This is a genomic window from Niallia sp. WK069_GA_01 (assembly GCF_983173855.1).
The window spans coordinates 4,507,848-4,524,557 of record NZ_OZ470138.1; the positions used below are offsets into that span (position 1 = coordinate 4,507,848).

Below are 16,710 nucleotides of genomic sequence, written 5' to 3' on the forward strand. Positions count from 1 at the left end.
TTTATTCCTCCTCGCCTTCTATACTGCTGCCCAATACCCATGTATCCTTGCTTCCACCACCCTGGGAAGAATTGACGACTAAAGAACCTTTCTTTAAGGCAACTCTTGTTAGTCCACCTGGAATAACCCTTGGCTCATTATTCATTAAAACAAATGCACGAAGATCCACGTGTCTGCTTTGAACTCCCTCTGAAGTATATGTCGGCAAAGTAGAGAGAGAAATGGTTGGCTGTGCAATAAAGTTTTCAGGATATTCCATTATTTTTTTTCGAAAAATGCTTTTCTGCTCGTCTGTCGCATGTGGACCAATCAGCATGTTATAACCACCAGAAGAGTTCCTTTCTTTAAATACAAGCTCATCTAAATGAAGTAATGCATACTCATAATCTTCTTTTTTGGATAAAATATATGTTTTTACATTAGATAATATTGGTTCTTCTTGTAAATAATAGCGAATCATATCTGGGACATATGCATAAGTTGCTTTATCATCTGCCACACCATTTCCGATAGCATTGGCAATAGATACATTTCCTGCTCGGTAGGCATCAAGTAAACCTGGTACTCCGATTACAGAATCCTCTTTGAACTCCAATGGATCTAAATAATCATCATCAATTCTTCTGTAAATAACATCTACTTTCTGCAGCCCTCTTGTTGTTTTCATATAAACAACTCGTTCCTTTATGATTAAATCACGGCTTTCGACTAACTCAATCCCCATCTGCCTTGCCAAAAAGCTATGATCATAGTAAGCAGAATTAAATCTACCTGGAGTAAGTAAAACAATAGTAGGTTTTTCGATATTTTGTGGCGCAATATTTTTTAATGCCTCAAGCATTTCATATAAATAATTGTCTAATGACTGTAATTCATACTCTTTAAAGAGCTCCGGGAAAATCTTTCTCATAATAAAACGATTTTGGAATACATAGGAAAGTCCAGAAGGATTCCGTATATTATCCTCTAATACAAGGTAATTCCCTTTGTCATCTCTAATCAGGTCAATTCCTGCAATAAACACATGATTCTGCTCTGGTACTTTCACTCCATACACTTGATGATAAAAATGAGGAGAAGTAACGATTAAATCACGGGGCACCACTTTATCCTTTAATATATTCTGATCATTGTATACATCTTCAAGAAAGCAATTCAATGCTTTAACTCGCTGCTTTAACCCTTTATCAATCATTTTCCAGTCTTTCTGCGAAATGATTCGCGGCAGCGGATCAAACGGCATCGTTCTTTCTGTTCCTTCTTCATTATCGTACACAGTAAACGTAATCCCCTGGCGCATAAAATCCTGCTCTGCAAGCATATGCCTTCTTTTAATAGATTCCTCATCTAAAAGAGACATATTGTTCCATAATTTTATATAAGCAGGATGTGTTTTAACTGAATTTTCAAACATTTCATCATAATAGTCTTTTTTCAATTTATATTCATTTATCAACTAGATACACCTGCCTTTATAACCATAAATTCGACAGACTTTTGCAAATTCCTTTACAAAAATAACTAAATTTTAGAAAAATTCTCTAAATATGATGTAAAAAGTATAATCCAGGGTAATACTTAAATTATTCTACTTTCGTTTCCTTTCTTGGAAGTTTATAATAAAGTTTTGGTTATATTATTGATATAATCATTTATAGGAACTTTTTTCTTTAAGCTTTCGGGTTATTAATACATATAAATGAAAGGTGGCTATAAAAATGGATAATAATAACAATTCTAATTTTATTAAAAATATTATTACAGAAGATTTAAAAACTGGGAAACATCGTTCTGTGGTGACACGCTTCCCTCCAGAACCAAACGGTTACTTACATATCGGACATGCAAAATCCATTTTCATTAACTTTGGACTTGCGGAAGAATTTAATGGAAAGACCAATCTCCGTTTTGATGACACAAATCCATTAAAAGAGGATATCGAGTATGTGAATGCTATTAAAGAAGATGTAGAATGGCTTGGTTATAAATGGGAAAATCTTCTTTTTGCTTCTGATTACTTTGATGAAATGTACAACCGTGCCTTATTGCTAATTAAAAAAGGGCTTGCTTATGTTGATGATCTATCAGCTGACGAAATCCGCGAATATCGAGGAACGTTAACAGAGCCTGGTAAAGAAAGTCCTTTCCGAACACGTTCTGTTGAAGAAAATCTTCAATTATTTGAAGCCATGCGCGATGGCAATTATGAAAATGGTGAAAAAGTGCTTCGAGCAAAAATTGATATGACTTCACCAAATATTAATCTACGTGATCCTGTTATTTATCGTATCTCTCATACAAGCCATCATAACACAGGAGATAAGTGGTGCATTTATCCAATGTATGCCTTTGCCCATCCTTTAGAGGATGCAATTGAAGGGATTACACACTCGCTTTGCACGACGGAGTTTGAAGATCAACGTCCATTATATGACTGGGTCGTACGTGAATGTGAAATGGAAAGTACTCCACAGCAAATTGAGTTCGGCAGATTAAATATTACGAATACTGTTATGAGTAAACGTAAATTAAAACAATTAGTAGATGAGAAGTATGTAGATGGTTGGGATGATCCAAGAATGCCAACAGTTTCTGGTCTAAGAAGAAAAGGGGTTACACCAGAAGCAATTCAATCTTTTTGTAAAGAATTAGGAATTTCTAAAGGTTCTGGTGTCGTTGATTCTGCTATGCTGGATCATTTTGTTCGTGAAGATTTAAAGTTAAAAGCACCAAGAACAATGGGCGTGCTGAATCCATTAAAGGTTGTTATTACCAACTATCCAGAAGGACAGGTTGAAATGCTTGATGCCGAAATTAACCCAGAAAATCCTGACATGGGGACAAGACAAATACCATTTTCTCGTGAAATCTATATTGAACAAGAAGACTTTATGGAAAATCCTCCGAAAAAGTATTTCCGTCTTTTCCCTGGAAACGAAGTTCGTTTAAAGCATGCTTATTTTATAAAATGCGAAGAAGTTATTAAAGATGAGAATGGCCAAGTAATAGAACTGCATTGTACGTATGATATTGAAACAAAGAGCGGATCTGGCTTTACCGGTCGCAAAGTAAAAGGCACCTTGCATTGGGTAGAGGCAACACAAGCTATTCCTGCAGAATTCCGTTTATACGAACCACTTATTTTAGATGAAGAAACAGAAATAGAAGAAGGAAAAACCTTCTTAGATTATGTGAACAGTCATTCACTTGAGATCGTACAAGGCTTCATTGAACCGAATATGGATAATGTAGCAGCATATGATAAATATCAGTTCTTTAGACACGGATATTTTAGTGCAGATCCAAAGAATACTACATCCGAAAAACCGGTATTTAACCGTATTGTTTCTCTAAAAAGTTCATTTAAGCTTTAAAATAAGAAAGGCGCTTGCGCTAGACACTAATCTAAGTTGAAAAATTTTATACTTTCTTATCTTTTGTAAAAGGCAGCCCTTTTCGTCAGGGCTGCCTTTTATAAATCTCTATTCTGCTTTATCGCTGCTATATTTATTCAATATCATATTTTATCTTGAAAAACACCTGCAGTTGCTAATTTTGAGGTACTTGTTAACCAATCATACTGTAATAATTGAAGTTCAAAAAGTCTTAACGGATCATGAAACATTTCTGGATTATTTTTCAGTTTTTCTAATAAGTTTTTATACTCTTTAATTTCCTCGCTTTTTTCCTTGATCGTTTTTGCCAATATGTTTTGTGGGATATTAAAGAACATATTAACATCTCTCGCTATTCCTTTTTCAAAAAATTCAAGTTGCATGGTAAAGGTATGCTCAACAGACGCTGCCACTTCAGAGAAGTCTTCCGTCTCAAGAAATTTTTGGTATTTTGCATATAGCATTTTTTTATTTTGTGGAATGCTTCCAAATATTTTCCCTGCGCTTTTTAATAGAACTTGTGCAGGTCTAAATCGTAATAAAATATTTAAATGATCAATCGTCATGCCACTTGTCATTCGGCGGGCATCCCTTTTCCAATCATCAACAATCGTAAAATCACATGACAGTTCTAGCTGATTCTTTTCGTAAAGCATATTAAATCCGTCGCATAGCTCCTGCATATATTGTTGACTATTAGTAAGTTCTAGCTCAGACAAGTCAATCCATACAGAAATTTGATCATAAAGGTTTGGCAATAATGTATGCTGCACATATTGATTAACTCGTTTATTCATCTCTTCATTTAGTTGAACATGAATTTTTCCAAAGTCACTATCTTCTTTCACCATATCTTTACATGATTTCAGCATTTTTGGAATATCTTCCATAATTTTTTTGCTCATTGTTTCCTTTAAATCATCAAACTTTTCTGTAATAACTTTTGTTTTTTCTATTTCCATATCATTCAATTGATTACTGGCGCCAGTCAATTTACTAACAATTTCTTCATACATCGTTAAAGTAGCTCGTAAGCTATTTTCCATATCCACTCGTTTATTAAGCAGATTAGTTATCAAGTCCTGAATGATAGAAATACTTTTAGCAGTTCTCTCTTCTACCATCATTCTATTTGCAAAATGCTCTTGATAATAGCTGCTTATTTTAGACAGCTGCATGTTTCTGTCGTCTTGCTTGGAATAAATAAAAATTTCACTTGTCGGAAAATAATGTTGAATAGTAGAAGTAGCCTTCTGCAAACGTTTTGTGGCAACCTTCTCATTATCTACTTCTTCTACATAAATTAAAAACTGAATCGTAAGCTGTGATACCTTTTCTTGCCATTCTAATAACTTTTCATATTCATTATATTGAAAGAGTGTTCTATCATTTATTACATATACTAAACTATCCGCTAACAAACCATATTCTTCATACTGTTCATTGTTCAGAAACGGTGCGGTTGTAACAACCCAATTATTTTCACTTAAGAAAGATGATGGTGTATTTAACTCATATACTTTTACCTCTTCTTGCGGACTATCCGTTTCAAGTAATTCATCATAAAAATTGGACAGATTGTCAATTGTACCATCATCATCATCAGTTATTTCCTTAATTTCTAAGTAGTCATACCCCTTGATTGAAACCAGACTTGTTGTTTCTTCCGCTAAGAGCGTTTCCCCAATCAATTCATTTATATATTCATTTACTCCACTTTCAGGAGATCCAACTATTAATAAATGAGCAGCCTGTGATGGAATATATTCGACCACTTTTTTTGCAAATTTTTTATCTACTCGAATATCATGATTATCTGCCCATCTTAATATTTCTTGAAAGAGTTCTATAAATTTACTTGAATCAACATTCGTTTCCAACGTCTGATTGATCATATTTTCTGCTTTTTCCACATAATTTCTTTCAATAGTAGATGGAAATAAATCATTCCATCCTAATATATAGGAGGCAGCAACGATTTCTTGTTGATCTTCTGCAATCATAAACAAGTTGCTTAAAGCTATTGGCGAGATCTCTGCAATAGCTTTAATTGGATAAGATCCACTTATTAGTGCTAAATATGTTTTATTTAATTCAGCAGAAAGATCTATCCATGGCTCTGTTGGTTTGTCTAATATTTTATAAAATAAAAGATTAAATTCCTTTAACCAAGTTAAATAATAACTTGTGTTTTTGTAGTTTTCCCATAAAGATAATGCAAAACGTTCAAATAGCTGCAAATCCAACTTATATAGTTCTATTAAACTAGTTAAAAAATAGGCAGGTTCATACTTTGCCGTTTTTCCTAAATCTGCATATTTTATTAATGCGGCATACCACTTTAATGATTCCGTTCTTGTTCCTTCATTTACAGCTAACTCTATCGCATACTCCCAATACTCTTGTTCTTCAAAATAAGACCGAGCAAGCAAAGTCATATTATTATAATCAGGGTTGCTGATAATTAATTTTTTTATTGTTTCAAGTGCCATTTCTTGATTTCTTTTTTCTATGTAAAGGGCAAATAATTGTAGCGAAATTTCCACCTTTAACAGTTCAGATTCAGATTGAATTGCTTTATAAATACTTTCAGCAGTAGATAATTCTCCTAATGCCATATATGCATCGGCTAAATTTTTCTTTGCCCACGGCTCCAGATCGTTGTTAATGTTTTCCCATTTAAAAATAGCCGTTTCATAATCTTGATACTGAAAATAAAGCTCACCTTGTGCAAAACGTATGGAAGTCAAATCGGGTATATTTTTACTTTGTTCAGTTATATATAATTTTCCTAATACCTCAATAGGAATATCCGTTCTGTCCTTTGTATATCCTTCATAATATTTCTTTTCTATCAATTTTTTTTCTAAAGTCATAACTTCCCCCTGTTATTCTATTAGAATTGACCAGTTCCATGTCATTAATAAAGTATTATATGCGTGTTTTCCAAAGAAAATTACTAGTATCTCTAATAGATACAAACCTTCGATCAACCTGCTGCTTTCATCCTTTTGTCTATCCTCTAAAAATCTGTCATTTTCTTTTTTACTTTGCTTTCATTGTAGCAAATGTAATTTCTTTCTTTATTGCGGGAATAGTTCATTTTTATTACAGTTGTTTTACTTTTAAAAGAGAATGATAGAATGAAGTCTACAAGCTAAATCTAAAATAGGTTTTCCTTTATGAGGAAAAATTTTTTCAACAACAAAAAACATATATGTAACTAGGGTACTTAAAATATAAATGATCCTCTAGTGTCATTATACCCTTTCTTGCCTTCTTTTATCATCCATTAAAGATACACTCTAAAAATTGAACTAGTTATTTAATAGGACTGCGCTCTCGATAAGTCCGCAGTCCGCATACACTTCGCTTTCCTACGGGAGTCTTCTTGCCATGCTTATTGCTTCCTGCTTCAACATATCAACGAACTTAATCAAGCCGCCTATTTTCGTCGTTCATGGTGTAGCATTTTTTGTTGGATGGGTCTCTATGATCATGATTATTTACATAACAAAAAAAGAATCAAAGCATTCCTCTTTGATTCTTTTTTGCTATTTTATAATTATTTTGTTTTGTCTTCTTTTTCAATCTTTTCTACTGGTGATTGTCCATGCCATTCTTCTGTTTTGTTTCTTTTTCTTTTTCTAATTTCATTTACAGCAAAAATGGCAATTATAATAAATATTAAAAGAAGAGGTACTGCGAAAAAACCGTAAAATAAACTGAAAATGCCATTGAAAAACTCTCTCATTTTGAACCTCCTTCGTATTAACAGGAACTGGTTAATACGTTACGCCCTATTGTAAGTATACTAATAATATTCCCTTATTCTTCAGCTTTAAACTTACAATATAGAGGTTCTTCTATTGTTACAAAAAGTTGTAATACCCATTTTTGATAATAAAATTATTTTTGGTTGGCTATCCTGAAAAAAGGCTTTGGCTCTCTCGAATAGTCCGCAACCGGATTACACTTCGCTTTCCATGGGGCGGGCGCCGAGCCTCCTCGGAGCTTTGCTCCTGCGGGGTCTCGCCTGTCCCGCTAATCCCATAGGAGTCTTCGTGTATTCCGGCTGCTCCCTGCTAACAACAAACTCAATCACACTCGCCTATTTTCATTCTTCATGGTATAAATTTTTGTTTACATGAAAAGTGTGTTTTGCTCTCTCGAATAATCCGTAGTCAGAATACTCTTCGTTTTCCATGGGGTGAGCGGTGAGCCTTTTCGGAGTAAACTCCTGCTATCTTCTCGTCTTTCTCTCGTTCCCATAGGAGTCTTCGTGTATTCTGACTGCTCCCTGCTTCAATTACAAGGATAAACATAAGAAAATCACTTCTTTTCATGTGCCTTGGTTTAAATTTTGTTTGCATAGGTATCTTCTGCTTATTTCACAGGTAATGCTTTCAAGAAGTCAATTGCATCTTTTAATGTGCTAACAGGCACTATTTTTATATCATATCCTTCTTTTTTTACTTCGTCTTTGATTTCTTTCTCATTTGTATCCTCTTTATTTATATCTTTAGGGTAAAAGAAAATATCCACCCCTGCTTTATGTGCAGCTACAATTTTATGTCGGATGCCGCCAATTTGTCCGACATTTCCTTTTGCATCCATTGTTCCGGTACCAGCAACTTTATAGCCTTTTGTTAAATCTCCGTTTACCATTTGGTTATATATTTCTAATGAAAACATTAATCCTGCAGAAGGTCCGCCTATATTTTCCGTATTAATCTTCACATTCAAAGACGGATTAATTGTTATATTATCTTCGGGGGCAATGCCTATCCCTACCTGGCCTGTACTTTGCTTTACCACAATTGTTGCAATGGAAGCCGTTTTTGTTTTGTTATTGTGGGTAAACTGTACTTCTACTTTTTCGCCTTCTTTTTTCCCTTTTAAATAATCTATTAGTTGATTGGCTTCTTCAAAATCCTTGCCATCCACTTTATGAATAATATCTCCTACTTGAATAATTGATTTTGCCTTTGAAGTTGGCAGCACACCAGAAACAAAGATTCCATTGTATTGATAATCCACTTTTTTATTGGCTTCATGAAAACTAGAAATAATCGCACTTTGTTTCGAGGTATCCATCATATGAAGCAGCAATGCATTATACTCTTCATCTGTCAACGTCCCTTTTACTTCCTTTTCCTTTTTCACTTCTGTATGAGGGGCTACTAACCCATATAGCCATATATACGGATTAGTTGCTTTAATGGAATAGACAGTAGTTAAATTCAGACTGCCTTTCTCCGATTTATGGCCATCCTCAACGGTCACTTTTGCTGCAAGAGGTTCAATCGACCCTGGCTGGTTTAAATAATAAGGGGTTGGAATAAATACTAAAATGATCATTATTCCAACGATTGCAATAAATATCTTTTTTTGAAGTCTATTTTTATTCGCCTTATTCATGTTTTCTTATACTCCTTAACTCAATTTCTCTTTGATTTACTACATTTATAACATAATAATGCACGTTAATCCTAAAAATCACATTAAAATAAGATGGGATTACGCCGAATATACAGGCAAATAGCTCTTATACATTCTGTAAAGCCTTTTTCAACAAAGAAACACCTTTTTTGATTTGTTCTGTTGTTAGTCCCCCATATCCCATAATAATTTTTTCCTTGTGCCCACCTTTATTAATACTGTATTGTTCTACCGGATACACACATACCCCAAATGATTTTATTTGATGGCAAATTTCCTCTGTAAAATCAACACCTGGAATTTCAACTACTAAATGCATGCCTGCTGCTTTGCCAATAATTTTTGATTTTTTAAAAGAGTGAAGTATGCTGTTTACTAATACTTCTCTTCTTTCTTGATATATTCTTTTCATTTTACGAACATGCCTATCTAGATGCCCTTCCTTAATAAAACGTGCTAACACAAATTGTTCAATGGAGGAGGTATGGCGATCTGTAAACCATTTCAATTGTTGGAATGCTTCGACTAAATGTGGTGGTAAAACCACATAGCCTATTCTTAAAGCAGGCGATAATATTTTACTAAATGTTCCAACATACAGTACATGTTCTTGTTCTATTCCTTGCATAGACGGCACAGGAGCATCTTCATATGTAAATTCACTATCATAATCATCTTCTACAATATAACAATCCATTTTTCTTGCATACTCAATGAGCTGCAGCCTTCTTTGTATGGACAAAATGCCCCCTAAAGGAAATTGGTGGGAAGGAATAACAAAGACAAAACTTGGTTTTTCTTTCGGCAATAATTCTGGGATAATCCCATTTGCATCAACAGCAACTGGATAGACATGCGCATTTGCATAAGTAAATATATTGCGCATCTCATCTGTGACAGGGTCTTCTACAGCAATATACTCCGTTTTGCGATCGGAAATAAGCAGTTCCGTAATAAGCCTTAATCCCTGTGTTGCACCAGAGGTTATAATAATTTGGTTTGGCTGGCATTGCACCCCTCTTGCTCTATGTAAATATGCCGCTAATACTTCCCTTAATTCGCTTATTCCGCATGGATCACCATACCCAAAAATATGCTGTGGTGATTCATTGCAAATTTCTTTTGTCAGCTGCCCCCATTTTTTGCGTGGAAAATGATCAATGGCTGGATTACCGCCCCGAAAATCAATTAATGTATTCTCTTCTTTTTTTATTTCCTTTGTTTCCTTTTTATAGGGGTTAACCCGTATATTCGATAGCGATGTTCCTTTGGCAACAAATGTACCAGCTTTCGGTTTCACCTCCAAATATCCCTCTGAAATAAGCCGATCATAGGCCTCTAAAACGACATTCCGCGATACGCCTATTGTGGAAGACAAATCTCTTGAAGATAATAATTTCTCTCCTTCTTGCAACTTTTTATCTAAAATTCCTTTACGAATTTGTTCATAAACTTGCTGGGTTAAAGACTTAGCACTAGAACGGTCTACTGTTGTAAAAATCATCTTTTAATTCCCCCTGAATTTCATCTGGTACTATAAAAGTATTTGATTACTGGTTCTACTATATACCAGTATAACATGTTATGATTTTGAAAAATATGAAAGAGGGGATTGTACATGAAAACAATCGGTTTAATTGGTGGGCTTAGTTGGGAATCTACGGTAGATTATTATCGCCTTATTAATACATTAGTAAAAGAATCTTTAGGTGGACTGCATTCTGCAAAATGTCAAATGTACTCCTTTGACTTCAGCTCCGAGGAGTAAACTTTGATAAAAAAATGTGAAAGATGTTAAAGTAACTTATTCACATGTAAAAATTTACCATTGTCATTTTCGTCCTTTTTACCAAAAAAGACAAGCCAATTTCGTCATTTCCATTGTGAAATTGTGGATAACTACTTTTCTCTTTCCCAACACCACATCCTTTTGTTATAATTATGGCACTAGGTAAATCTAATTTGCATTGGTTTTCCCAGTTGTACTATATCCTCGTTTGTTAGTGTTTGCCCGCGCAAGGCTTCTAACAGTCGCGAGGATATTTCTTTTACCGTTTTTTTGACGCGCTTCAATGCTTTCGACCCTTGCTCATGAAGCACCATTATGATTTCTGTAATCTGGGCCAATAAATAATGATTTTTCATGGCATTGTAATTTTTACTGCTTGCGTGTTGAATGTGATAGCGTAGGTTTTTTTGTCTGTTAAATCCCTCGTTTTCTATTTTCCAACGGCTTCGTCCAGTGTTAACGAGCCTTTTGGCATTCTTTTTTGTGATTTTTATGTTGGTAAGGAAAAGAAACTTTTGTTTTCCCTTTTTCGTCTCCATTTCGTATTCCAGCACACTTTGTTGATGTTCCCTATAAACAATTCCGTTCACCCAAGTAATTCTTCCTTGTTGGCTATCTTCATTTATATTCAAGACATTGTCTTCCATATTTTTTAATACCTGAAACTCACTGGCAATACTTTTGATGCGATCTTCCTTGAATCGAAATAAATAGTTCCACTTATATTTCTTGCATTGGTTAAAGACCTTTTCACACGCATAAAGACTATCGGCAATGATACAGATGGGCAGCCGTTTGAATGTGTCTTTAAGTCTTGTAGCCAATCGATAAAAAGCATTTAGTTCACAATCTTGTTTCTCCACGTCTTCCGATTCATTTTCAATAAATTCTGAGTCAACACTCAGCACCATATCTCCAACAACCAATTTAGCTTCTAGGACGTGATGCATATAGATGGTCTTTGTTTTTTCTTCACCCGTTTCCTTATCCTTTTCCTTGTAATTTCGTCTCAAGCAGTGGTCACAATGCTTTTCATTAAACGTGAAAATGCCTGTACCATCAATGATAACGCCCCAATATTTCCCCTCAATCCGATAAGAATCAAAGCACCTCTTTTTCAATAATTCTTTGATCATGTACGTTCGGATATGTTCAAGTTCTGCTGGTTTCAACCGAGAAAGAAAATTATTGATTGTGTCATAGTGGGGTAATTCTTCCAAATGTTCAATCCCTAAAATTTTTCCTATATTTTCAATGCACTCGTCCTTGTTGAATTCATTCGTCATTTCACGCATGCTTTTTAGATTACAGGTGTTTTTTAAAATAACCATCATCAAAAGGACTTCTGGGTCATAAATGGTATAGCCCTGGTGTCTTGGATCCTTTACTTTTTTAAGCAACTTATTAAAATCTTTAAAAAAGTGTTTCTGCGTTTTCAGAAACTCGAATAAAAAGTTTATCCCTTTTTCTTTATCACGTTTGTCTTTTCTAGTTATCATAAAAAAAATCCTCCCAAATATCAATATAATAGGGTTTTGTATATCCTAATTATCCTATATTTGGCGAGTGTTAGGTGGAATTATCTCGAAAAACTTTTACTCTTCAGAGCTGCTTTGACTTTGAGGAAATTGTTGCTTTACAAAAGAGTGGAAATTGGGAGAAAGCAACGGAGTTAATGGTACACGCTGCAAAAACTTTGGAAAATGGCGGTGCTGATTTAGTATTAATTTGCACTAATACAATGCATAAAATGGCACCAGAAGTACAGGAAGCACTTTCTGTTCCATTAATTCATATAGCAGAAGCAACAGCAAAAAGTGTGACAAACAAAGGTCTGCGAAAGGTTGGTTTATTAGGAACAAAATTCACCATGGAGCATGATTTTTATAAAGATATTTTAGAGGAAAATGGAATTTCTACTGTTATTCCAGAAGAAGCAGATAGACAAATTGTTCATGATGTTATATTTAATGAATTGTGTAAAGGAATATTCCTTCCAGGTTCAAAAGAAAAATACATGGAAGTCATCAATAAATTAGCAGCTGAAGGCGCTGAAGGGATCATATTAGGCTGTACAGAAATCCCCTTATTAATAACAGCAGAGGATACAGATATCCCTCTATTTAATACTACTTATCTTCATGCAAAAGAAGCTGTAACAAACGCTTTAGAAACAGCTCTTATAAATTAGTATGTAAGGAAACAACAATGATGAAGCTTAAAATCTTGTCGTCATAACTAATCGAAACTCTAAGAAGCCGGGACATAAGTATTCCAGCCGAAAATAAACCCGAACCATGATACGAAGATGTAAAAAGTATTTCGTATCATGGTTTGGGTTTTTATTTATGTAAGGTTTGTGGTAATCGCTTTCCGTGGGGCTCGCGCCTGCAGGGTCTCATCTAACCCGCTAATCCCACAGGAGTCTCGCACCTTTCACTTCAATCAAGCCGCTTTGATCCATTAGTTGCTGTCGTTGAACTGGTGAAAACATCCATCTGATAGAAATAGACTAAAAGTGCACATTGTGGGAGAACAACGTTGATTAATAAAATAAAAAATCAACGCTACTAGTGTTTAGCAATCATACCTTGTAATGAAATTCGAAGACAAGAACTTATTCTAAAACAGGTTACTTGTAACGGAGGGTGCGAAGACTCCTGCGGGAAATGTGGGAAGGCTAAAGACCCCGCAAGGCAACGCCGAGGAGGCTCAAGCTTAGCCCCGCGGAAAGCGAAGCAACCCGTAGTGGAAAGCAACCCCCACAATAAAAAACAAGCCTCTCATTTTATTGTTCTAAAACGAGTAAGATCAAGACTTGCAAACGAATTTGATGGTGCGAAGTTTGAGTTAACTATATGAAAAAACATAATTAACCAGTATAAGGAAGTAACCATTTACGTGCTAAATTAGAGAATCTTCGTCTTTACCTATTATCTATTTCGTTATGTCTCAGCCTCTTTTTTTAAAAATAATTGCGCCCTTAACTAAAAAACTCTTCATCCTGAGCGATTGCCTTTGATAAGGTTGACGTAATGGAAATTTTATCAAATGATAATCCAAGTTGAATAGCAGTAGTCGCTATTTCTGGTCGAATTCCTGATAAAGTCGTGTGAACTCCTATCAAACTTAATCCATGTATTAATTGAAAGATTTGATGGGCAACCATTGTATCAATAATAACAACACCTGATAAATCAATGAATAATTGAAAAACCTTTTTTTCTGCACATTGTTTAATAGTATGTTCTAAAATAGCAGAAGCACGAGCAGTATCAATATCACCGACTAATGGCAAAAGCGCCCGATTCTTACTTAATAAGATAACAGGTGAACTTAATTCATTAATCATCTCTTGTTGAGCAACTAATTGTCTATGAGAATAATGGTGATACTCTTCTGTAAATTTCAAAATAATCATATCGAAAACATGTACGATTATTCGATTCCAGTTATTCACTCTACTTTCACCAACTGATTGCTCTTTTGCAAACTCTTCAACTAAAATAAAGTATTGTTCTCTCACACGGATAAATTCGCGAATAATATAATGAATTGGTGTATTTAAATGCTCTCCATCTGAGGCAATCTCTAAGATCCAACTTTGAAAATCACGATAAAACTTAGTTTCATCCTCAACGAATGCTTTAGCTAAATACAAATGAAATGCATTGTTTTGCGCTTTTAACGTTTTAATTATTTCAGGATCCTCGGAAGAATAGACACCCTTTGGATCACTTTTATCTAAATTTGCATACCATTCTTCCGTAAGCCTTGTAGCATTACTGATAAAAAACGTGTATAACTCTTCATTCCGCTGCAACAGTTTCCACCCTCATTTCTATTCAACTATCTTTTTTCATTAAAAGATCAGCTATATAGAATTCTAATAATAAAAGGAAAAATGAGCAAATTTTTATTACTAAAAATCGCAATAATATTATTCAGATATAGATTAAATTGTCAACCGAATAGGATTTCCCGATGGATCTGCTGTATAAATTATATTATGTTCCCTCGTATAGGATACTCCCATTTCTTTTAATCTATTTTCTATTTGCTCCGAACTTTCCAAACTTGGCAGCTTTAACTCAAAATACTTTAATCCAGTATGGTTTTCTTTCGGAGCCGGTACACCGATTCCATTCCAAATATTTAAACCAATATGATGATGATAGTTCCCTGTGGAAATAAAATATGCTTGATTTCCATATTTTTGAACAATTTGAAAGCCTAATCCTTCCACATAAAAACGGACTGTTTTATCCAAATCTCCTACATGAAGATGGATATGTCCAATAATAGTCCGTTCTGGCAACCCGTTCCACTCTTGGCTACTTCCTGCTTCTAATACTGCCTCTGCATCCAACGGCAGCGTATCCATTTTCACAAAATCCCCCGTCCATTCCCAAAATTCCAGTGAAAGATCACGATAAATCTCTATTCCATTTCCATCTGGATCTGCTAAATAAATCGCTTCACTTACATTATGATCTGAAGCTCCCTGCAACGGATAACCTGTTTGCAATAAATGCTGCAGTATCATGCCTAAGTCAGCTCTATTCGGTACTAATAGAGCAAAATGATATAATCCAGCAGTACGTCCTTGCTTCGACTCTATATGATCAAGCTGTTCCAAATACAATAAGGGAGTTTTGCCATCTGCAGTTAAAATGGCTTTACCTTTTGATTTTTCACTTACTTTAAATCCAATAATCGTTTCATAAAATAAAATAGATTTCTCTAAATTTTTCACTTTTAATGTCACATTGCTTGTATATACATTTGGAAATGCATGAAATCCCATTTTTAATTTTCCTCCTATCATTTGGCCATTTTATCAAAATTTTTCTATCTTCATTTTCCTATATACTTACTTTATGTAATGTATTATATTTTAGTAATTAAAGTTTGTAAAGTAAATAACTTGTAATTTATTATATTTTTACTTTAAATAATAAATGTTGTATACTAGAAAGAAGGAGTGATGCAAATGAACCCATCCGCTATTTGCCCTAAGTTCGAAAAGGCTATGGGAATCTTGAGTCAGCGCTGGACTGGATTAATTATTTATCAGTTATTAAATGGGTCCCAGCGTTTTTGTTCCATTGAATCTTCCATTGGTATCAGCGGCAGACTTCTTTCTGAAAGATTAAAGGATTTAGAACAGCAAGGAATTGTTTCAAGAGCTGTATACCCTGAAACTCCAGTTAGAATTGAATATTCCCTAACAGAAAAAGGACGCTCCCTTGAACCTCTTATGAAAGAAATTGAAAAATGGTCTCAAAAATGGCTAAATAATTAATTATCCGACTGCTGAGAAAAACCTCAAAAAAGGCACACTCATTTTGAGGGTACCTCCTGTACAGTATATAAAAGGGAAAGTTGCAGTTTTAATGGAATTCACTAAAACCTTCCTTTCCTTTCAAATAAATTTTTCCATTGCAGTAAGAAAAGCGAAGGCGCCTTGCTCAGCCCGAAGAAAAAGGGTCCTCTTGATTCAAAAAGTGCTTTTTACTTTTTGAGGCATGAGGCTATACTCACTAGAGCTAGACAGCCTTCACCTTTCAAAAATAGAAAAAAATGAAGGTATTACAACCTTCACTTTTTTCCCTAGCTAATCTTCATCCTTAATATCCAAATCCTCTGGAATGGGCTCATTTAATAATTCTTCTACATATTTTTTATACTTCTCCACTTGTTTAAAATGAGTAGTAAACTGTTCCTTATTTATTAAATATTGTTCTCCATCATAAAGCGCTCGTATTCGTTTCTCCATTATTAGTTTTTTCACTTGCTTTTCGGATATGGACAATAATTCCGCAGCCTCTTCTATTGTAAGATACATCCCTTATACACCTTCTTTACTTTGCTATTTTTAATATTCCCTTACAATTTCTTTATATATCCTTAATCCTGCCTTCAAATGAATTGGCTATACTGAACTTGTAACAAATAATTATATTTATTGCTTGTTTCCGTTAATAATGTTTTTACAAAAAAATACATTTAATTAGTAGGAGGAGTAGTAATGGCTATAATTCTTAATGGTTTATTTTTAGTAGAAGTAACAGCAATATTTGT

At 34.3% G+C, this 16,710-nt stretch carries 12 protein-coding genes and 1 pseudogene; 4 read left to right on the forward strand and 9 right to left on the reverse strand.

The window, feature by feature from the left end; all coding sequences use genetic code 11:
- Position 1: 1 nt before the first annotated feature.
- Positions 2-1,456, reverse strand: a complete 1,455-nt coding sequence (locus tag AC5LWL_RS21050) for a circularly permuted type 2 ATP-grasp protein (protein ID WP_493436128.1) — start codon at positions 1,454-1,456, stop codon at positions 2-4.
- Between the two features lie 262 nt (positions 1,457-1,718).
- Between AC5LWL_RS21050 and AC5LWL_RS21055 the strand changes: the two genes are divergently transcribed.
- A complete protein-coding gene (locus tag AC5LWL_RS21055) occupies positions 1,719-3,374 on the forward strand; it encodes a glutamine--tRNA ligase/YqeY domain fusion protein (RefSeq protein ID WP_493436129.1) in 1,656 nt (551 codons plus the stop codon).
- Between the two features lie 143 nt (positions 3,375-3,517).
- Here the strand turns inward: AC5LWL_RS21055 and AC5LWL_RS21060 are convergent, their stop codons facing one another.
- The 4 genes from AC5LWL_RS21060 to pdxR form a co-directional block, all read right to left on the reverse strand.
- Positions 3,518-6,271 (reverse strand): tetratricopeptide repeat protein, encoded by a 2,754-nt coding sequence (locus AC5LWL_RS21060; RefSeq protein WP_493436130.1) that lies wholly within the window; start codon positions 6,269-6,271, stop codon positions 3,518-3,520.
- A 689-nt stretch (positions 6,272-6,960) separates the two neighbouring features.
- Positions 6,961-7,149 (reverse strand): hypothetical protein, encoded by a 189-nt coding sequence (locus AC5LWL_RS21065; protein WP_493436131.1) that lies wholly within the window; start codon positions 7,147-7,149, stop codon positions 6,961-6,963.
- Positions 7,150-7,781: 632 nt separating this feature from the next.
- Positions 7,782-8,816, reverse strand: a complete 1,035-nt coding sequence (locus AC5LWL_RS21070; protein ID WP_493436132.1) for a SepM family pheromone-processing serine protease — start codon at positions 8,814-8,816, stop codon at positions 7,782-7,784.
- A 127-nt stretch (positions 8,817-8,943) separates the two neighbouring features.
- Entirely contained in the window at positions 8,944-10,341 is a 1,398-nt protein-coding gene (gene pdxR / locus AC5LWL_RS21075) for a MocR-like pyridoxine biosynthesis transcription factor PdxR (protein WP_493436133.1), read from the reverse strand.
- A gap of 114 nt (positions 10,342-10,455) precedes the next feature.
- Between pdxR and AC5LWL_RS21080 the strand changes: the two are divergent.
- Positions 10,456-10,602 (forward strand): annotated as a pseudogene (locus AC5LWL_RS21080) (aspartate racemase); the annotation flags it as partial.
- Between the two features lie 182 nt (positions 10,603-10,784).
- On the opposite strand, the gene AC5LWL_RS21085 reads toward AC5LWL_RS21080, so the two are convergent.
- Positions 10,785-12,125: a transposase family protein gene (locus AC5LWL_RS21085; protein WP_493432582.1), complete on the reverse strand. Its 1,341-nt coding sequence runs from the start codon at positions 12,123-12,125 to the stop codon at positions 10,785-10,787.
- 74 nt (positions 12,126-12,199) lie between these two features.
- Here AC5LWL_RS21085 and AC5LWL_RS21090 point away from each other — a divergent pair, with 74 nt between their 5' ends.
- Positions 12,200-12,817 (forward strand): aspartate/glutamate racemase family protein, encoded by a 618-nt coding sequence (locus AC5LWL_RS21090; protein ID WP_493436134.1) that lies wholly within the window; start codon positions 12,200-12,202, stop codon positions 12,815-12,817.
- 792 nt (positions 12,818-13,609) lie between these two features.
- Here AC5LWL_RS21090 and AC5LWL_RS21095 read toward each other — a convergent pair.
- A complete protein-coding gene (locus AC5LWL_RS21095; RefSeq protein WP_493436135.1) occupies positions 13,610-14,449 on the reverse strand; it encodes an STAS domain-containing protein in 840 nt (279 codons plus the stop codon).
- Positions 14,450-14,581: 132 nt separating this feature from the next.
- Positions 14,582-15,433, reverse strand: coding sequence for a VOC family protein (locus tag AC5LWL_RS21100; protein ID WP_493436136.1), 852 nt, complete (start codon positions 15,431-15,433; stop codon positions 14,582-14,584).
- A 186-nt stretch (positions 15,434-15,619) separates the two neighbouring features.
- Between AC5LWL_RS21100 and AC5LWL_RS21105 the strand changes: the two genes are divergently transcribed.
- Positions 15,620-15,931: a winged helix-turn-helix transcriptional regulator gene (locus AC5LWL_RS21105; protein ID WP_493436137.1), complete on the forward strand. Its 312-nt coding sequence runs from the start codon at positions 15,620-15,622 to the stop codon at positions 15,929-15,931.
- 312 nt (positions 15,932-16,243) lie between these two features.
- On the opposite strand, the gene AC5LWL_RS21110 is transcribed toward AC5LWL_RS21105, so the two are convergent.
- Positions 16,244-16,474, reverse strand: coding sequence for an excisionase family DNA-binding protein (locus AC5LWL_RS21110; protein ID WP_493436138.1), 231 nt, complete (start codon positions 16,472-16,474; stop codon positions 16,244-16,246).
- Between the last annotated feature and the right edge of the window lie 236 nt (positions 16,475-16,710).

What these genes read in the sequence shown, in the direction of transcription:
- AC5LWL_RS21085 (WP_493432582.1), bottom strand. Translation starts at nt 12,125, where the DNA reads ATGATAACTAGAAAAGACAAACGTGATAAAGAAAAAGGGATAAACTTT.
- AC5LWL_RS21110 (WP_493436138.1), bottom strand. Translation starts at nt 16,474, where the DNA reads ATGTATCTTACAATAGAAGAGGCTGCGGAATTATTGTCCATATCCGAA.
- AC5LWL_RS21100 (WP_493436136.1), bottom strand. Translation starts at nt 15,433, where the DNA reads ATGGGATTTCATGCATTTCCAAATGTATATACAAGCAATGTGACATTA.
- AC5LWL_RS21055 (WP_493436129.1), top strand. Translation starts at nt 1,719, where the DNA reads ATGGATAATAATAACAATTCTAATTTTATTAAAAATATTATTACAGAA.
- AC5LWL_RS21065 (WP_493436131.1), bottom strand. Translation starts at nt 7,149, where the DNA reads ATGAGAGAGTTTTTCAATGGCATTTTCAGTTTATTTTACGGTTTTTTC.
- AC5LWL_RS21105 (WP_493436137.1), top strand. Translation starts at nt 15,620, where the DNA reads ATGAACCCATCCGCTATTTGCCCTAAGTTCGAAAAGGCTATGGGAATC.
- pdxR (WP_493436133.1), bottom strand. Translation starts at nt 10,341, where the DNA reads ATGATTTTTACAACAGTAGACCGTTCTAGTGCTAAGTCTTTAACCCAG.
- AC5LWL_RS21060 (WP_493436130.1), bottom strand. Translation starts at nt 6,271, where the DNA reads ATGACTTTAGAAAAAAAATTGATAGAAAAGAAATATTATGAAGGATAT.
- AC5LWL_RS21070 (WP_493436132.1), bottom strand. Translation starts at nt 8,816, where the DNA reads ATGAATAAGGCGAATAAAAATAGACTTCAAAAAAAGATATTTATTGCA.